The organism is Mycobacterium sp. DL99, assembly GCF_004762045.1.
In the GTDB taxonomy this organism is placed as follows: Bacteria; Actinomycetota; Actinomycetes; order Mycobacteriales; family Mycobacteriaceae; genus Mycobacterium.
Genome location: NZ_SJOM01000007.1, coordinates 3,164,680 through 3,182,155 on the forward strand (window position 1 = coordinate 3,164,680; position 17,476 = coordinate 3,182,155).

The following is a 17,476-nucleotide window of genomic DNA, read 5'->3' on the forward strand; positions in this document are numbered from 1 at the left end:
GCCGCATGAGCAATCGGCACACAAGCGACCGGCCACCGTTGATCGCTCGGGCGATCTATCGGCTGTCGGTGCCGATCATTCTCGGCTGGCTGGCGATCATCGCCGTCGTCACGTTCGCAGTTCCGTCACTGGAACAAGTCGGGCGGGAAAGCTCCGTATCGCTGGTTCCCAAGGATGCGCCGTCGTTTCGGGCGATGCAGCGCATGGGCGAGGTGTTCAAGGAATCCGATTCCGACAGCGTGGCGATGATCGTCTTGGAGGGCGACAAACCCCTCGGTGAGGACGCGCGCCGCTACTACGACGATTTGGTTCGTCAGTTGCGAGCCGACACGACGCACGTGCAGCACGTTCAGGATTACTGGGGGGACTCACTCACCGCGTCGGGTGTTCAGAGTGCCGATGACCTGAGTGTCTATGTCCAGCTGAATCTCGCGGGCAACCAAGGTCAAGCCCTGGCCAACGAATCTGTGGAAGCGGTCCGTGGCATCGTGGAAAAGACCCCACCGCCGCCCGGGGTCAAGGCGTATGTCACGGGTCCTGCGCCTCTGATCACGGACATGAACCACGCCGGCGATACGTCGATCATGAAGATCACGCTGGTGACTCTGGTGGTCATCTTCACGGTGCTGCTCTTTGTGTATCGCTCGATCATCACTGTCGTCCTTTTGCTGGCCATGGTCGGAATACAGGTACAGGCGGCCCGGGGAGTGGTCGCGTTCCTCGGCGATCACCAGGTTCTCGGACTATCCACTTTTGCGGTGAATCTGCTGGTATCGCTCGGAATCGCGGTCGGAACGGATTACGGAATATTCTTCATCGGGCGGTATCACGAGGCCCGTCAAGCCGGCGAGGATCGCGAAACCGCGTTCTACACCACCTATCGCAGTGTCGCCAAGGTGGTTGTGGCTTCAGGTTTGACGATTGCCGGAGCCATTTACTGTCTGAGCTTCACGCGGCTGCCGTATTTCGAAACGATGGGTATTCCGTCCGCTGTGGGGATGGCGGTTGCTGTCGCAGTGGCCGTCACACTGGTTCCGGCCGTCATCGCCGTCGGCGGGCGTTTCGGGCTGTTCGAACCGAAGCGGAAGCTCATGGTCCGCCGGTGGCGGGGGGTCGGTACGGCCGTGGTGCGGTGGCCGGTGCCCATTCTCGCCGGCGCGTGTGCGGTGGCGTTTGTCGGACTGTTGGCGCTGCCCGGATACCAAACCAGCTACGACGACCGGCTGTATGTGCCCAAAGATATCCCGGCCAACGTCGGCTATACGGCTGCCGAGCGCCATTTTCCCGAGTCACGTATGACGCCCGATATCCTCATGCTCGAAGCCGACCATGATATGCGCAATCCGACAGATTTCTTGGTGCTGCACAAGCTGGCCAAGCGGATCTTCGCGGTGCCCGGGATTGCCACGGTGCAGAGCATTACCCGGCCTGAGGGCAGCCCGATCGAGCGCACTTCGATACCGTTTCAAATCAGCCTGCAAAGCGCCGGACTCCGTCAGATCGTGCCGTTCGCGAAAGATCGCATGGAAGGCATGTTGAAGCAGGCGGACGACATGCAGAGAATGATCACCCAGATGGAGGGCACTCACAATCTGATGAAGTTGATCGGCTCGATCACTCACAACACCGTCGAGGTGACCGGGGAGACTGCCGAACTTACTGATGATCTGATGGCCACCGTTTCAAATTTCGACGACTTCTTCCGGCCGATTCGCAATTACTTGTATTGGGAAGGCCACTGCTACGACATTCCCATTTGCTTCGCCATTCGATCGGTGTTCGACGCGCTTGATAGCACCGACCAGCTCAGCCTTCAGATGCACAAACTTCTTGACAACTTGGTAAAAATGGATGGGTTGCAGGCGCAGCTCGTCACTCAGTTGCCGCCGATGATCGAGATCATGAAGTCGATGCGCACCATGATGCTGACAATGCACAGCACCATGTCCGGAATGATCGCCATCATGGAGGAGACGACGTCGAACGCCAGCTCGATGGGAAAGATCTACGACGCCTCCCAGAACGACGACTCCTTTTATCTGCCGCCGGAAGTGTTCGAGAACAAGGACTTCCAAAAGGCGATGAGCCTGTTCTTTTCGCCCGACGGGAAGGCAGTCCGGCTGATCCTCACGCACCGGGGTGATCCTGGAACGCCCGAGGGCATCTCTCGGGTCGATGCGGTGCGGACGGCGGCCGAGGAGGCGATCAAGGTGACGCCGCTGCAGAACGCTTCCATCCACCTCGCCGGAACCGCTGCGACATATAAGGATCTGCGAGACGGGTCAAAATACGACCTCTTGATCGCGGGCGTCGCGGCGCTCTGTCTGATCTTCGGCATCATGCTGGTTGTAACGCGTAGTTTCGTCGCCGCCCTGGTCATCGTGGGCACGGTGGCGCTTTCGCTCGGTGCGGCGTTCGGCCTTTCGGTCCTGGTGTGGCAGTACATCCTCGGCATCGAATTGCACTGGCTCGTCTTGGCGATGTCGGTGATCGTTCTATTGGCGGTGGGTTCTGATTACAACCTGCTGCTGGTGTCTCGGATGAAAGAAGAGGTCGGCGCCGGGATCAATACGGGCATCATCCGGGCGATGGGCGGCACGGGCAAGGTGGTGACGACCGCGGGCCTGGTGTTCGCGTTCACCATGTTGTCGATGGTGGTCAGTGATCTGCGGATCATCGGGCAGGTGGGTTCCACCATCGGTTTGGGCTTGATGTTCGACACCTTGGTGGTGCGTGCATTCATGACACCGGCGATCGCCGCGCTGCTCGGGCGGTGGTTCTGGTGGCCGCTGCGGGTCCGTCAGCGGCCCTCCAGTGCGGTTCTGGGCCCGGTGACGGTGCCCGCTGATCCACTGGTCAAGCAGGAAGCCTGATTTCGCGCTGTTGTCGAGCTGGACAAAGTATGGGTGAGATCGGCCCAGGCCGATTACAGTCGGAAGGTCGGGAGCAGTGCTAGGGAGGAAGTTTGAATATGTTCCGTCTGTCGTTGACCAGACTGGCCGTCGGGCTTGGCGGCCTGGCTTTGTCGTTGACCGCCGGAGCCGGGATTGCGTCCGCGGGGCCAAATCTGGATTCGGCCATCAACACGACGTGCAGTTACCCGCAGTTGGTGTCGGCGCTCGATGCGCAAGATCCCCAAGTCCGGCAGGCATTCGATCAATCGCCGATACTGCAGCGTGGCTTACGCCAATTCATAGCCGACCCACCGGAGAAGCGGGCGAGGACGGCCCAGGATGTGGCCAATGCTCCGATGTTTCAGCCGTACCTCGGCACTATCGAGCAGGCTTTCAATACCTGCAGCAACTTCTGATCCCGAGATGGGCGCCACCATCTCGGGTTCCAGCTGGGGAGAGGCCCGCAGGGCCTAGCCGTTCGCAAGGGTTGTCCGGTGCCTGGGTTTCGCCAGTTGGGTGCGCCGGGCGGCCCGGAGGTTTTGCGGCATATGGCAATTCGCGGCGGCGGCACGGCATCTCCGAATATTCTGCCGTCATGAGTCAGACCCCATGCAACGCCGCGCAGCACACCGCAGGATCTCCTTCCGGGGGTCCAGCGACTGCGAACATCGACCAATTGGACGTAACGGCGGACCATCGCGGTCCTGGGCTGTCCGTGGCAGCGTTGACGGAGTTGGGCTTGTGAACCCGGCCGGACACAGCGGGTCTGCGGCCCGCCCGGTCGCCTTGTTCGTCTTGGGTGTGCCTCGATCTGGAACGTCGGCGGTTACCCGGGTCCTGTCTCTGTGCGGTGCGACGCTCCCGGCTGGGTTGTCGGGCGCCGACCCGCGCAACCCGCGTGGCTACTGGGAGCCGCGCGCTTCCCTTCATCTGAACAACACGATTCTGCGCAGCCACGGCAGCGCCGTGTTCGACCCGTCACTCCGCCTGCAAGAGGACGGCGGATTCGATGCCGACCAGAAGGCCGCCTGCGTCAACAAAATTGGACAGTATCTCTCTACGTTGCCGTCTGCGCCGGTCGTGCTCATCAAGGATCTGCAGATAACCCTGCTGACCAGTTTGTGGTTCGAGGCCGCGCGGCAGGCCGGCTTCGACATCGCGGTCGTGAACATGGTGCGCCCCCCTCAGGAGGTCATCGCATCGGGTGCGGCGGACTTCCTGACACTGCCGGAGCTCGGGAGTGCGCTGTGGCTGAAGTTCAATTTGTTGGCCGAGAGCGACACCCGCGATGTGCCGCGGGTGTTCGTCGAGTACGCCAACCTGCTCGATGATTGGCGTCGGGAGGTGAAACGGATTTCCGTAGCACTCGGGATCGATCTCGAGACGCGGGATGAGGCCGCCATCGACGAGTTCCTCACACCGGATCTCCACCGTCAGCGACACACCGGCCCGGTGACGGAAACCTTCGGCACTGACTGGATCTCTGTCGTCTACGAGGCGCTGCACGCGGCGGCGCGGGACGAACCCTGGGATCAGTCTGCGCTGGATCGGGTCTATGCCGAATATCGTGCGAGCGAACAGGGTTTCCGGAAGGTGTTCGAGAATTCCGGTCGCTTGCACAAGCTCAACCGATTCATCCGGCCATCAATCCTGAAGTTCCGTTACGAGGTCGTTGCTCTGGCTCACCGGCGCCGTGGAACCTGGGCTTGATGAAAACGCGCCGCGCATCCAAAGGGTCTGTACGGCCGGACAATCGGCTCGCATTGGCAGACGAAGCACTGCTGACGGAGCATCACGCCGCGGGCATGAACGTGGTCATCCAGGTCACGTGGCTATATGACCGTGCTGTCGATCTCGACGGGTTACGTCGTTTCCATCATTTTCTCGGTCAGGGGTTGTTGGGTCGCCGCATCGAACGCCCGGCGTTACCGATCGCCCGGCATCGGTGGGTCGTAGATCGCGGGCCCTCAGACGTCGACGTCGCCGAGTCGACCCGCCCGCGCGCTGAATTCAGTGACTGGGTCGATGAACGTTCGCAACTTCCGGTAAATGCGGAATCGGGTCCGGGCTGGCACATCGGTGTCCTTCCCCTCGACGACGGCACGACCGGGGTCAGCCTGGTACTTTCGCACAACTTGATCGACGGCCTAGGGCTCGCGCTCGTCATCGTCGAAGGGGCCGTGGGCAAGACGCGCGATCTCGGGTACCCCCCGCCACTATCGCGCCCTCGACTGCGTGCCTTGGGACAGGATGCCCGACAGACGGCCCGGGACGTGCCGAATGCCGCCAGGGCGCTTGTCAGTGCAGTGAAATCCGCTCGAAAACAGACTCGCACCGCGGCTGAGGGTGACCGGTCATCGGCACCACGGCCCGCGCCCGCCAAGGCGGTCGGCGCCGATGAGGTTGTCCTCGTGCCGGCCCTCACGATCTTCGTCGACCTGGATGACTGGGACGCGCGAGCAGAGGCTCTCGGCGGAGCGAGTCATACACTGGCCGCGGCCTTCGCCGCCAAGTTCGGGGAACGTATCGGGCGCGTACGCGCGACGGACGGCGCCGTCACCCTTCAGATTCCGATCAGCGACCGCACGGACGAGGACGACACACGCGCGATGGCACTCTCGTACGCGCGCGTCACCGTCGACCCGACGCAGTCCACAACCGATCTGCGCGAAATCCGGGCTGCCATCAAGCAGACGCTGCGGACGTTGAAAGAGACACCAGACGAGTCCAAGCAACTCCTGTGGCTGCCGTCATTTGTGCCGAAGCGAATGCTGAAACAGATGGTGGCCAGGGCGCCCGCCGATCCCGACCAGCCGGTGTTTGCTTCTCACCTCGGCGATTTGAGCTCATTGATCAGCCAGGCCGACGGCACCGCAGCGCCTTTCGCCAACGCGCGAACGACTGGGCAACAGGAATCGCGACAGCTTCTCGAACGAACAGGTGGCCGCACCGTCATCCTCTCGGGACGCATAAGCGGCAAGATCTTCATCAGCGTGGGCGCCTACCAGCCCGGCGCGGAGAACACCACGTGCGCTTTGCGTGAACTGGCCGCGAAAACGCTGACCGATTTCGGCCTTACCGGGGAAATTCACTGACGCACGCGTAAACCCTGGGTAGCCTTTGCGGTTCGACCCCGAACATTCGGTGCTACAGCGTTGCTGGCAACAGGTCGAATGGAATCTCACGTCGAAAGAAGCGCAATGAAGTTGGTGCTGGCAAGCTATGGAACTCGCGGCGATGTGGAGCCTTGCGTCGCGGTCGGTTGCGAGTTGCTGCGCCGCGGGCACGACGTGCGTCTGGCGGTCTCGCCGGACCTGGTGGGCTTCGCTGAGGCGGCCGGCCTTCCAACGGTCCCTTACGGGCCGGACACCGCGGTGTGGTCGGATGCGCACCGGGACTTCTGGATCCGGTTCTTCGGTAACTTCTGGAAGGTCCAGGAACTGGCCAAACTGATGCGCGAGATGCGCGAGATCGGGGAGTCCGTCGTCCAGTTCTGGGAGGAAATCTCCACCACGCTGAAGTCGCTGGCGGACGGGGCCGACCTGCTCGTCACATTTCTCAATTTCGAGCCGCCTGCCGCGAATGTTGCAGAGTATTACGGTATTCCGATGGCCACCGTGCACGTCTCACCGGTGCGGCCCAACGGTCGGATGCTGGCCTTCCTGCCGCCCTCGTTGGGGCGCTACGCGTTGAAGGTGTACGAGTGGGCGAATTGGCGTGGGGTGAAGAAGTTCGACGACGCCCAGCGCCGCACACTGGGGCTGCCGAAGGCCAGCGGTTCCTCGCCACGACGGATCACCGAACGCGGATCACTGGAGATACAGGCCTACGATCAGGTTTGCTTTCCCGGACTGGCCACCGAATGGGCGAAATGGGAGAACCAAAGGCCCTTTGTCGGTGCGCTCACCATGGAGTTGACAACGGAGGCCGATGACGAGGTCGCCACGTGGATTGCCACAGGCACGCCGCCAATTTTCTTCAGCTTCGGCAGCACTCCGGTCAAGTCTCCCGCTGACACGCTCGCCATGATCGAGGCCGCTTGCGCCGAATTGGGCGAGCGGGCGTTGGTGTGCGCCGCATCGAGTGACTTCGGCCAGACCTCTGATTCCGGCCGAGTCAAGGTCGTGGACACGATGAATTTCGCGGCCGTATTTCCAGCCTGTCGCGCGCTTGTCCACCACGGTGGCATGGGCACCATGTCCGCGGGGCTGCGGGCCGGAGTCCCCATGCTGGTTTTCTGGACGGCGCTCGATCAGGCGCTCTGGGCGGCTCGTGTCAAACAGCTGAAAGTTGGTCTAGGTCGTCGAATCTCGTCTGTCACCAGCGGCTCACTCGTTGCGGACCTGCGCACGATTCTCGATCCGGAATATGTCGCGCGGGCCCGTGAGGTGGCTACTCAGATGACTCAACCGGACGAAAGCGTTGTCAACACCGCAGATCTTCTGGAACGTTTCGCCAATCAAGGCTTCCTCACTGACGTCGGGTAGCCATCGCAGTTCCTTCGTCCCCATGAGGCGGATGGGTACACGGCACCGCTTGGGCATCCGAGCTTCCAGCTCAGAGGATGCCCAAGCCCTTCACCACCTGCAGTACCCCGATCATCACGAAGATGCCGATCATCACCTGACGGCGGTTGGCAAGCGCCCAGTCGTGCACCGGTTGCAGTACCGCTTGGGTTCGCACCGGGGCGATCAGATGGCTGACGACGGCTACCTCGAACACCGCGAACATCGCGACGACAAACAAGATGACGGCGATGATCTGCACGCCTGTGGTGGCCCCGGAGGAGACCACGGTGGTTGCCACAAAAAGGACCAACGGAAAACCTGGCAGGAATCCCATGCCGCACACCAATGCGACCCACAAAGCGCCACTGTCCCAGGCTCTTTGAAGGCGCCCGAACAGCCGTCGAATTGCAGATTTGCTGTCCGCGGTATCGGCCACCGCGGCAAATGGCGACGAGATTGGACTCGGACCTTCGGCTTCCAGCACCTGGGTTGAAGCGTTGCCGCTCGGTATCGGCACTTGCGCTCGGCGACGCATCCGGATACGTACGGCAATGAATGCGGCGATCGTCAGCACGAGCACACCCATGCCGAGTTGTACGTGCCGAGTCGCGGCGCTCGCATCCGGAGCTTCGGGGCTGAACATGGGCGCGCGGTGCAGCAACACCACCGGGATCACCAGGGCCGGAATGTTCGTCGTGAGGGCGCCGATCCAGCAGACGAGCAGGTTCTGCACCGGGCGTGGACGGGAGATCACGAGGAGGATGAGGGCCAGCAGGGCGGGATTGAACGCCATCACGATCGCCATCCCGAGAAGTGAGCCCCACACGGCCCGGGACACTACCTGCTACCTGTTTGTATTTTGCGGATTTCGCAACCCTGGCGATCTTGATCTGGCGTTGCTCAGCGAAGATGGGGGTGAAGTACGCTCTGGGGGCGCTTCCCGGGGTGCGGCGAGAGTACTTGCCGTCGTTTCGGTTTGATCGTCGTGCAGGTGTGTCTGACGGTGAGACCGATGAGCCGGCACCGATGCGTCCTCCGACAGTTCGGCAGCGGGCTGCCGTCCTGGCTGGGCATAGGGTGTTGATGCCCACCGGCTGATGGATCCATTTGGTCCCCGTCCGGCCTTGCGCAGGTTCGTCTCGAGCACCTGCTCAGTTTTGTACCGGAACCGGCAGGGGATCGGGATAATGACCGATGTCTCTGGGCACCCCGAGGGTGCGACAACTGAAAGGCTCGAGGTCTCCGCGATGAAATTTGTGCTGGCTTTCTACGGGACTCGAGGTGACGTCGAGCCGGGCCTCGCGGTAGGCCGTGAGTTGTTGCGCCGCGGACACGACGTACGCATGGCCGTCTCGCCCGATCTGGTTGAGTTCGTCGAGACGGCCGGTCCGACAGCCATAGCTTGCGGGCCCGATGTGCGGGTATGGCAAGACCTGAACCGCGACTTCTGGGCACGCTTCTTGCGGAAATTCTGGAAGAACTTCTGGAGGGTCCGGGACCTGGCTGGGTTGTTGCGCGAGGAATGGCATCTCTTTGACCAGTACTGGCAGGAGGTCAGCAAGACGCTGATGACGTTGGCGGATGGGGCGGATCTGCTGTTCACCGGTGTGATCGGTGAGGAGGCCGCCGGCAACGTCGCGGAGGCCTGCGACGTTCCGTTCGCCATGCTGCATGTGTTCCCCCTACGGCCCAACGGCCAGCTCGTTCCCGCCCTACCGCCGCGGTTGGCTCGCACGATGATGAGGGTGTCGGAGTGGCTGAGTTGGCCCATGATGAAGCGGCTCGAGGATCCGCAGCGGAAGGAACTTGGCCTGCCAAAGGCCACCGGCCCCTCCGCGTGGAGAGTGGCCGAGCGCGGCTCGCTGGAGATCCAGGCCTACGACGAGATCTACTTTCCCGGACTGGCCGCCGAATGGGCCAAATGGGACGGCCAAAGGCCCTTTGTCGGTGCACTGGCAATGGAGTTGCCCACGGCCACCGATGACGAAGTCGCCACCTGGATTGCCGCCGGGACACCGCCGATCTGCTTCGGGTTCGGCAGCATGCCGGTCGATTCGGGCGCTGACACGCTGGCGATGATCAGCGACGCTTGTCTGGAGTTGGGTGTGCGGGCAGTGGTGTGCGCCGGCGCGAGTGACTTCAGCAACGTTCCACATCTCGACCACGTCAAGGTGGTGGACACCATGAACTACGCAGCGGCCTTTCCCGCTTGCCGCGCGGTCGTGCACCACGGCGGCGCGGGTACCACTGCCGCGGGGTTGCGCGCCGGCGTCCCCACATTGATCCTTTCGACCGATCTGGACCAGACGCTTTGGGGAGCTCGGATCAAACAACTGAAAGTGGGTACGGCCCGCCGACTTTCGGCCACTACCCAAAAGTCGCTGGTCGCCGACCTGCGCACGATTCTTGAGCCGGAATATGCGACTCGTGCCCGCGAAGTCGCAAAGCAGATGACCAGACCGACCGAAAGCGTTGCGGCCACCGCCGACCTGCTGGAAAAGTTCGCTCACCTCAGGCGCGTGGGTTGATCGCCTCTCGGCGCACCTCAGCGTCAACAACGAGACGGCTCGCCACGCCCAAACTCTTGGATCTCTGAGTGACAGCGCGTTGGCCGCAACCCAATTCGGCTGCTGTAGCCATGACTTTGGGACTTCTGTTCAGATCACGACCGCGATGATCCATGATGGTCTGCGTGGATAGCAGAACCCGCGACATTGCGAACATGCCCCGGGGCGGACCAGACGCTTCCTGGCTGGACCGGCGATTGCAGACCAATCGGCTGGAGTACCTGGATCGCGACGACGTCGACGATCTGAAACGCAAGGTCATGGATTCACTCGACCGCGCCGGACGACGGCGGGGGATCGGTATTCACGACAAGTGCGCCCGGATGGTGCTTCGCGAGGTGGCTGACGTGCCCTCGCCGAAGATCCTCGAACTCGGCGCCGGCCTCGGCGGGTTGTCGCGCAAGCTACTGGACAGGCATCCGACCGCTCAGGTGACGGTCACCGACATCGAGCCCGCGTTTGTCGCGGGCATGGCGGACGGTGACCTCGGTAGACACCCACGCGCCACGGTGCGGGAAATGGATGCGACCGAGATCGACGCGCCGGAAGGCTATTACGACCTCGCGGTGTTCGCGTTGTCGTTGCACCACCTGCCCCCTGAGCTCGCCGCCCGCGTGTTCGCGGCGGGTACCCGGGCAGCGAAGAAGCTGCTGATAGTCGACCTTCCCAGGCCGCCCGCACCCCTGCACATTGCGTTGTTGGCGGTGGTGCTGCCGCTGATCAGCATCTCGCCGTTGCAACACGACGGATTCATAAGCTCGCTCCGCGCATACAGCCCATCGGCGCTGACTGCGCTGGGTCGGCATGCCGACCCATCCATCAAGGTCGAGTTTCGAACCCGGCGCGGGCTGGGCCCGACGGTAGCGGTCGCCAGTCGCTCCTGACCGGGTGGTCGTCGGAGGAATTGGCTATCACCTGCAGGTCAGACGCTGTTCAAACCCTTGGCGATCAGCATCGCGCCGGCGAGTACGCACATGGCCACCAGGATCTTTCGATGATGAGCCCACGCCCAATCGTGCAGCCGTTGCACGATAGCTTCAGTTTTCGCAGGTGCGGCCAGGTAGCTGACGAGGACGACCTCGACAACGGCGAGCATCCCGACGACGAACGCGATGGTCGCGGTGATCTGCGTGCCGACCGCGGCTCCTGAGACCACGACGATCGCAAGCAGGAACAGGGCCACGTCGGGTGGCGCACCGGCAAATGAGAAGCCGATCACGAACGAGACCCAAAGGGATCCGTCTTCCCACGCGTCGTGGCCGCGCCGCAACAACCGCCGGAAAAACGACCCACCTTCTGCCGGGGCATCCTGCGCGCGGGCCAGGAGTCGCGAGACCGGTGTCGATGTATTTGCATCCGACACCAGGGTGGACGTACCGCTATCGGGAGCCGGCACTTCCGCCCGCTGGCGCACCCAGAAGTGCACGGACAGCACCGTGGCAGTTATCAGCGCGACCGAACCCATGCCGATTTGGATGTAACCACCCGTGGAGCTCTTGGCCCACGATTCCGCGGTGGACTTGAACATCGGCGTGAGGTGCAGCAGCGTCAGCGGAACCACCAACGTGGGAATGCATGCCGTCACACAGCCGGCGCCGAACATCAGCAGATTCTGCACGGGTCGCGGCCGTGAGATCACGAGCAGGGTGATGCCCAGCCGCATGGGATCGAGCCCAACCAGAACACCTAGCGCCAGCACCGAACCCCACACCGCCGAAACACTACTAGGTTGCTCCGGCCTGGCGGCTCTTTTGAAGCCCTAGTTGCCTGAGAGGTCACCGTGAACCAAAGTCGGCTTGCCAGAGCTAACTTCGCCCACGCACCGGCCCCGGCGGCAAGACGGTTTCGTCACGGGCAGCACCCGCAAACGCTATGCTTCGCCGGTGGCGCTGAGGTTGGACGAGTGAACGCGGTTACCAGAGATTGCCGGCTGTGCGGATCGACCGGTCCCCACCAGGCAATTGAAGTTCGCGAGATGATGTTCGGCACTCGGGAGCTGTTTGAATACTTCAGCTGCACTGAGTGCGACACGCTGCAGATTCACGATGAGCTCGCGGGCGACGAGCTCATGCGCCATTACCCGCAGAACTACTACTCGCACAGTGCGTCGGCCCAACCCAGCGCGTTCCAATGGCTGGTTACCCAACACGATGCGCACAAGCTCCGCGGTGGCGGCAACCGGATGCTCGGTGCCCTCATCAAGGCGCGGGTATCTGAAGGGATCTTCCGCGTGCTCCTCGGAGGAGACGTCATCAGCATGGTCGCTCAACTCGACGTTGAGCGTGACGCCCGAATTCTGGACGTCGGTTGTGGTACCGGCACACTGCTCGACCGCTTGAGCAGAATTGGATTCACCAGTTTGCTCGGTGCAGATCCGTTCATCGCGGCCGATGGCGAGTCTTCCGAAGGTGTGCCATTGATGAAACGAGATTTGAGCGCTGTCGATGGCAAATTCGACCTCGTGATGTTCAATCATTCCCTCGAGCACGTTCCCGACCCGGTCGCGACACTCAAAGTCGCGTACGAGAAGCTCGCTCCGGGAGGTATGTGCCTGGCTCGCGTGCCCACGACCTCGTCAGAGGCTTGGACCACTTACCGGGCGGACTGGGTGCAGGCCGATGCGCCTCGGCACATGGTCATACCGTCACGTCAGGGAATGGCAATGGCGGCCGAGAAGGCCGGACTGCGGGTGGTCAGGACGTTTGATGATTCGAATTTGGGCCAGTTCCTCGGCAGCGAGGCCTATCGACGCGACGTTCCGGTGACTGACCCGAAGATTCTTCGAATGTTCGGACCCAAGCAGCTGTGGGAGTGGGAGAAACGCGCGGTATCGCTCAACCGACGGCAGCGCGGCGACCAAACCGGGTTTGTCCTACAGGCGATGTGAGGCGTCGGACAGCTGGAAATCCGCTCTGCCACAATCAATCTAGCTGTCTGGATTAGGTGGCCCTTCATCGGGCTCGGCGCATCGACCGAGCAGCACCAGCCGAGTCAACTATCGAATCCGAATCAACCAAACCGCGCCGAGTCCATGTCCGTTCGAAGCTAGAGTCATCGAAACCATCTGGAAATACAAGCTGGGGGCCCTTTTCACGTGACCGATCTCGACGTTCGATCTCTGTACCTCGACCTGATCCGAGGCAACCTCACCAGGTACGGAATGCACGAGCGGATGCCCGCGCAGTGGACACTGCGGCGACGTCTTTACTTCAAGACCCTCAACCGCATGATGGTTCGCGGCGGGGCGTATCGACTCGCACGCGCTACTCCGAACGAGAATCGCAGCACGCTCGTTCAGCACAAACGGGACTTGGGCATCGATTGGCCGGCGGAGGCCGAGACGATGATCGGAATGCAGCGACTTACCAGTCTTCAGCAATGCGTCGAGACGGTACTGGCTGAGGACATCCCGGGTGACCTGATCGAATGTGGAGTGTGGCGCGGCGGGGCCTGCATCCTGATGCGTGCCGTACTGGCTGCCTATGGCGATGAGACGCGAAGTGTCTGGGTGGCGGATTCGTTTGAGGGCCTGCCACCCGCAGACCCCGAGAACTACAAAGCGGACAAGGGCCTCAGGACGCAGAGCCTCGCCGGAATCCTCGGCGTGTCCGAAACTGAGGTCAGGGCAAACTTCCAGCGCTACGGACTGCTCGACGACCAGGTTCGCTTCCTTCCCGGTTGGTTCAAGGACACCCTGCACGATGCGCCGATCGATCGCATCGCTGTACTGCGGGTCGATGGCGATCTGTATGAATCCACGATCCAAGCGCTGGAGGCGCTCTATCCGCGGCTGTCTCCAGGGGGCTTCTGCATCATCGACGACTACCACGACCTCAAGCCGTGCCGGGAAGCCGTCACCGACTACCGGGCGGAGCATGGGATCACCGCCGAGATCGTCGACATAGACGGGACTGCTGTGCTGTGGCGCAAGTAGCGCCGGCACGGATCGCGCTGTCATTCCGCAGGCGCGCAAGGTAAGTGAGAGGCCAGAGTCCACGATGAAATTCGTCCTCGCGAGCTACGGCACACGCGGTGACATCGAGCCTTTGGTTGCCGTTGGCCGGGAGCTGCTCGGCCGCGGACATGACGTGCAGATGGCTGTCCCGCCTGATCTGGTTTCTTTCGCCGAGGCGGCCGGTCCGACGGCGATCCCGTACGGACCGGATCTGCAGTCCGTATTGGATGCGCACCGCGACTTCTGGACCCACTTCTTCCGCAATTTCTGGAAGGTCCGCGAGATGATCCGGTTGCGGCGCGAAGTCGTGGCGCCGTTCCATCAGTGCTGGAAGGACATCATCGCCACGCTGACGTCACTCGCCGACGGTGCGGACCTGCTGTTCACCGGCGTGAACTTCGAGGACGCCGCGGGCAACGTCGCTGAGTATTACGACATTCCGTTGGCCACGCTCCACCTGTTCCCGTTACGGGCCAACGGCCAGTTCGTACCGTTTCTGCCGGCGCCGTTGGGCCGTTCCGCGATGAAGGCCTCTGAGTGGGTCGCGTGGCGCAATGCGAAGAAAGTCGAGGGCATTCAGCGCGGTGAACTTGCACTGCCGAAGGCCACATCACCCTCACCGTGGCGGCTCACCGAACGTGGATGCCTGGAGATCCAGGCCTACGACGAAGCCTGCTTTCCCGGCCTCGCGGCCGAATGGGCTCAATGGTCTGATCAACGGCCCTTTGTCGGTGCGTTGACGATGGATCTACCCGGCGATGCCGATGACGAGGTCGCTTCGTGGATTGCTGCGGGAACGCCGCCGATTTTCTTCGGCTTCGGCAGCTTGCCGATGGAATCCGGCACCAAGACACTCGCGATGATCAGCTCCGTCTGCGCGGAGCTGGGCGAGCGGGCGTTGGTGTGTTCTGCGGGAACCGACTTGAGCGACGTCCCACAGTCCGATCACATCAAGGTCGTCGGCGCGATGAACTACTCGGCCGCCTTTCCCGCGTGCCGCGCGGTCGTGCACCATGGGGGATTGGGCACCACGGCCGCGGGGCTGCGGGCCGGAGTTCCCACGCTGATCCTGTCGACGGATCTCGATCAGACGCTGTGGGGCAGGCGGGTGAAACGGCTGAAAGTAGGTACTGCCCGTCGCTTTTCGGGCACCACCGAAAAGTCGTTGGTCGCAGACCTGCGCACCATCCTCGACCCCCAATACGCCGTCCGAGCCCGCGAGGTCGCCGCACAGATGACCAAGCCGGCCGACAGTGTGATGGCCACCGCCGACCTCGTGGAGAAGTTAGCCAGCCGCAGTCGGCTTTGACGTAAGACGAATCTACTTCTGCGAGTTGCCCGACCTGTGGACGTTTGCTGGACATTGTGACGTCATTGCCGCCGGCGAAGTCGGTGCGATGTCTCTGATTCCGCGAACATGAATCACCCCGCCGCGATGCGGCACGAAGGTGACGTGCTTCGGCCTCTGCTTCTCGTCGGCTGCAGTGGTGGTGCCCAATTCGACCCTGCGCAGGATCTCACGTAGTACGAGCCGTATCTCGACCATGGCGAAGGTGGCACCGAGGCAGCGACGGTTTCCGCCGCCGAACGGCAGCCAGGTCGTCGGACTCACGGTGGTGCCGAGCATTCGTTCCGGGTCGAACCTATCCGGATCTGGATACACGGCAGGGCTGGCGTGCACGAGCCCGATCGCCGGGTCGACCATGATGCCGGACGGAAGCCGATATCCGCCAATCTCGGTCGGCTTCTTGAGGACCCGGCCCGAGCTGAACAGCACCGGACGGATCCGAAGCGTCTCCTTGATCACCGCGTCGAGGTATTCATCGCCGGCCGGATCGCCTGCCGCGCTGGCATCGGCGGCCTGCACGGCCTTTGCCAGCGAGTCAGGGTGGCGGGTCAGCCGCTCCAGAGCCCAGGACAGTGCCGTCGCGGTGGTCTCATGTCCGGCTGCGATCGCAGTCAGCAGCTGGTCGCGCAGTTCGCTGTCGGACATGGTGCGTCCGTCGTCGTCGGTGGCGCGGACCAGCATGGCCAGCACGTCGGTGCGCTCGGCCAGGTTCGGGTCGGCGCGACGGTCGGCGATCTCGGCGTAGAGCAGGGCGTCGGTTTCGGCGAATCGTCGTCCGACTCCGCGCCACGGCCAGTAGCGTCGCAGGCTCGGCTTCGTAATCGCCGGCGTTTCCCACGATTTCATGTAGAGCAGCCGTGGCACCACCTTACGCAGCGCGGCCAGTCGCGCCGGGTCGCTGGCGCCGATCACGGTCCGCAGGATCACCTCGAGCGTGATCTCTGTCGTCATCGGCGCTACCGGGAAGGTCTTGCCGACAGGCCAGCCCGCGATATTCGCGGCCGCAATCTCGGTCATCTGAGCAGCCTGTTGGGCGACGGCATCGCGGTGGAACGCCGGCATCGTCAGGCGACGCAAGGAGTGGTGTGCGTCCTCGTCGAGCACGAAGAGTGAGCTGTCGCCGAGAAGTCCACGAAAAAACCAATGCGCTTCGCCAGAGTGAAAGACACGGGGGTCACCGGCGTATACGGTCTTGATGTCGGCGGGGTCGGCAAGGTACACGACTGTGCCTGAGAGTGGAATACGTAACGTGAACATATTTCCGTAGCGGCTCTGGCACCACCTCAGAAAGCGTAGACCGAAGCCCGCCATCAACGCGGACTGCACCACCATGGGGAGCGGAGGTCCAGGCGGCAGTGCGGTTTTCGCGGTATTGCTCACTTCTACGTGATCCCTAGCTACTAGACGGTACGGCTGCCGGCACGACGACCTCGGCCTGCGACCGACGCTGATCGCCGGCTGCGGGAGCACACACTCCGGCTCGATCCACGGTCGCAGCTTCCGGGCCTACGGTATTACTCAACCGTACGTTGTCGGTTTGGGTGCTGGGCCCTTTCTGCGGAGAGCATCTCCCGCCGGAGCCCTGAGCGGATGCACAGCATGTTTGATCGATTGAATTTGTCTCGCTGACGGACTCTAAGCGGCCGCCCAGTGGCTCGACGGCTCCCCGCGATTGCCTGTGCTTATCGGCGAGCAAATTTGGCACACACTGACAACACCGGCGCGACTGCCGGTGTTGGCTGCACCAGTGGGTGGTCTACCCTGCGCAGACCAAGGGCTGGTGGCTAATTCGTCGCGTTAACGTTGATCCGACCATGGGACACGGTGCAACACGCCGGGTGACCCATGGCGAGCAGCAAATATTGACGATTTTCCTGAAACTGGCTGCGCACAGGGCTGTTTAGGATAGGTTTAGAACGTGTTCCATTTAACTTGCCTCGATGGTGTGGAGAACTGGTGAGCATCAATCCATTCGACGACGACAGCGGCAGTTTTTTCGTCTTGATCAACGACGAGGAGCAACACAGCTTGTGGCCGGCCTTCGCAGATGTTCCGGCCGGATGGCGGGTGGTCTACGGCGAGGCGGACCGCGCCGCCTGCCTGGAGTACATCGAGCAACATTGGGGCGACATCAGGCCGAAGAGTCTTCGCGAGAGGTTGGCACAGGGTCGGACTGTTGATCAGTAATCGGTGGGTCGCGACCG

14 protein-coding genes are annotated in these 17,476 nt (G+C 62.5%); 11 read left to right on the forward strand and 3 right to left on the reverse strand.

The features are described from left to right. The first annotated feature begins 5 nt into the window (after positions 1 to 5). The 5 genes from EYZ64_RS15675 to EYZ64_RS15695 all read left to right on the forward strand — a co-directional run bounded on the left by EYZ64_RS15675 (position 6) and on the right by EYZ64_RS15695 (position 7,381). Positions 6 to 2,873, forward strand: coding sequence for an MMPL/RND family transporter (locus EYZ64_RS15675; protein WP_135454550.1), 2,868 nt, complete (start codon positions 6 to 8; stop codon positions 2,871 to 2,873). Positions 2,874 to 2,971: 98 nt separating this feature from the next. Continuing rightward, a complete protein-coding gene (locus EYZ64_RS15680; RefSeq protein ID WP_135460038.1) occupies positions 2,972 to 3,310 on the forward strand; it encodes a hemophore-related protein in 339 nt (112 codons plus the stop codon). A gap of 325 nt (positions 3,311 to 3,635) precedes the next feature. Beyond that, entirely contained in the window at positions 3,636 to 4,604 is a 969-nt protein-coding gene (locus EYZ64_RS15685; protein ID WP_135454552.1) for a sulfotransferase family protein, read from the forward strand. Beyond that, complete coding sequence (locus EYZ64_RS15690; RefSeq protein WP_135454554.1) at positions 4,604 to 5,989, forward strand: hypothetical protein; 1,386 nt, start codon at positions 4,604 to 4,606, stop codon at positions 5,987 to 5,989. Before EYZ64_RS15685 ends, EYZ64_RS15690 begins: the two co-directional genes overlap by 1 nt. A 105-nt stretch (positions 5,990 to 6,094) precedes the next feature. Further along, the gene (locus EYZ64_RS15695; protein WP_135454556.1) at positions 6,095 to 7,381 is read left to right on the forward strand and encodes a glycosyltransferase; all 1,287 of its coding nucleotides are present in this window, start codon (positions 6,095 to 6,097) and stop codon (positions 7,379 to 7,381) included. Between the two features lie 70 nt (positions 7,382 to 7,451). On the opposite strand, the gene EYZ64_RS15700 is transcribed toward EYZ64_RS15695, so the two are convergent. Next, complete coding sequence (locus tag EYZ64_RS15700; protein ID WP_286174958.1) at positions 7,452 to 8,207, reverse strand: GAP family protein; 756 nt, start codon at positions 8,205 to 8,207, stop codon at positions 7,452 to 7,454. A 442-nt stretch (positions 8,208 to 8,649) separates the two neighbouring features. On the opposite strand from EYZ64_RS15700, the gene EYZ64_RS15705 reads away from it, so the two are divergent. After that, on the forward strand, positions 8,650 to 9,930 hold the full coding sequence (locus EYZ64_RS15705) for a glycosyltransferase (protein ID WP_135460039.1): 1,281 nt from the start codon (positions 8,650 to 8,652) through the stop codon (positions 9,928 to 9,930). 155 nt (positions 9,931 to 10,085) lie between these two features. After that, positions 10,086 to 10,853 (forward strand): class I SAM-dependent methyltransferase, encoded by a 768-nt coding sequence (locus tag EYZ64_RS15710; protein WP_135454559.1) that lies wholly within the window; start codon positions 10,086 to 10,088, stop codon positions 10,851 to 10,853. Positions 10,854 to 10,891: 38 nt separating this feature from the next. Here the strand turns inward: EYZ64_RS15710 and EYZ64_RS15715 are convergent, their stop codons facing one another. Further along, complete coding sequence (locus EYZ64_RS15715; RefSeq protein WP_135454561.1) at positions 10,892 to 11,680, reverse strand: GAP family protein; 789 nt, start codon at positions 11,678 to 11,680, stop codon at positions 10,892 to 10,894. A gap of 192 nt (positions 11,681 to 11,872) precedes the next feature. On the opposite strand from EYZ64_RS15715, the gene EYZ64_RS15720 reads away from it, so the two are divergent. The 3 genes from EYZ64_RS15720 to EYZ64_RS15730 all read left to right on the forward strand — a co-directional run bounded on the left by EYZ64_RS15720 (position 11,873) and on the right by EYZ64_RS15730 (position 15,233). Beyond that, the gene (locus EYZ64_RS15720) at positions 11,873 to 12,856 is read left to right on the forward strand and encodes a class I SAM-dependent methyltransferase (RefSeq protein WP_167857847.1); all 984 of its coding nucleotides are present in this window, start codon (positions 11,873 to 11,875) and stop codon (positions 12,854 to 12,856) included. Between the two features lie 207 nt (positions 12,857 to 13,063). Beyond that, positions 13,064 to 13,903 carry a TylF/MycF/NovP-related O-methyltransferase gene (locus EYZ64_RS15725; RefSeq protein WP_135454563.1) on the forward strand — a complete coding sequence of 280 codons (840 nt, stop codon included), beginning with the start codon at positions 13,064 to 13,066 and terminating at the stop codon, positions 13,901 to 13,903. A 64-nt stretch (positions 13,904 to 13,967) separates the two neighbouring features. Then, the gene (locus EYZ64_RS15730; RefSeq protein WP_135454565.1) at positions 13,968 to 15,233 is read left to right on the forward strand and encodes a glycosyltransferase; all 1,266 of its coding nucleotides are present in this window, start codon (positions 13,968 to 13,970) and stop codon (positions 15,231 to 15,233) included. 12 nt (positions 15,234 to 15,245) lie between these two features. Here EYZ64_RS15730 and EYZ64_RS15735 read toward each other — a convergent pair whose 3' ends face one another. Further along, a complete protein-coding gene (locus EYZ64_RS15735; RefSeq protein ID WP_135454567.1) occupies positions 15,246 to 16,652 on the reverse strand; it encodes a cytochrome P450 in 1,407 nt (468 codons plus the stop codon). Between the two features lie 576 nt (positions 16,653 to 17,228). On the opposite strand from EYZ64_RS15735, the gene EYZ64_RS15740 reads away from it, so the two are divergent. Then, positions 17,229 to 17,459, forward strand: a complete 231-nt coding sequence (locus EYZ64_RS15740; RefSeq protein ID WP_135454568.1) for an MbtH family protein — start codon at positions 17,229 to 17,231, stop codon at positions 17,457 to 17,459. Positions 17,460 to 17,476: the final 17 nt, after the last annotated feature.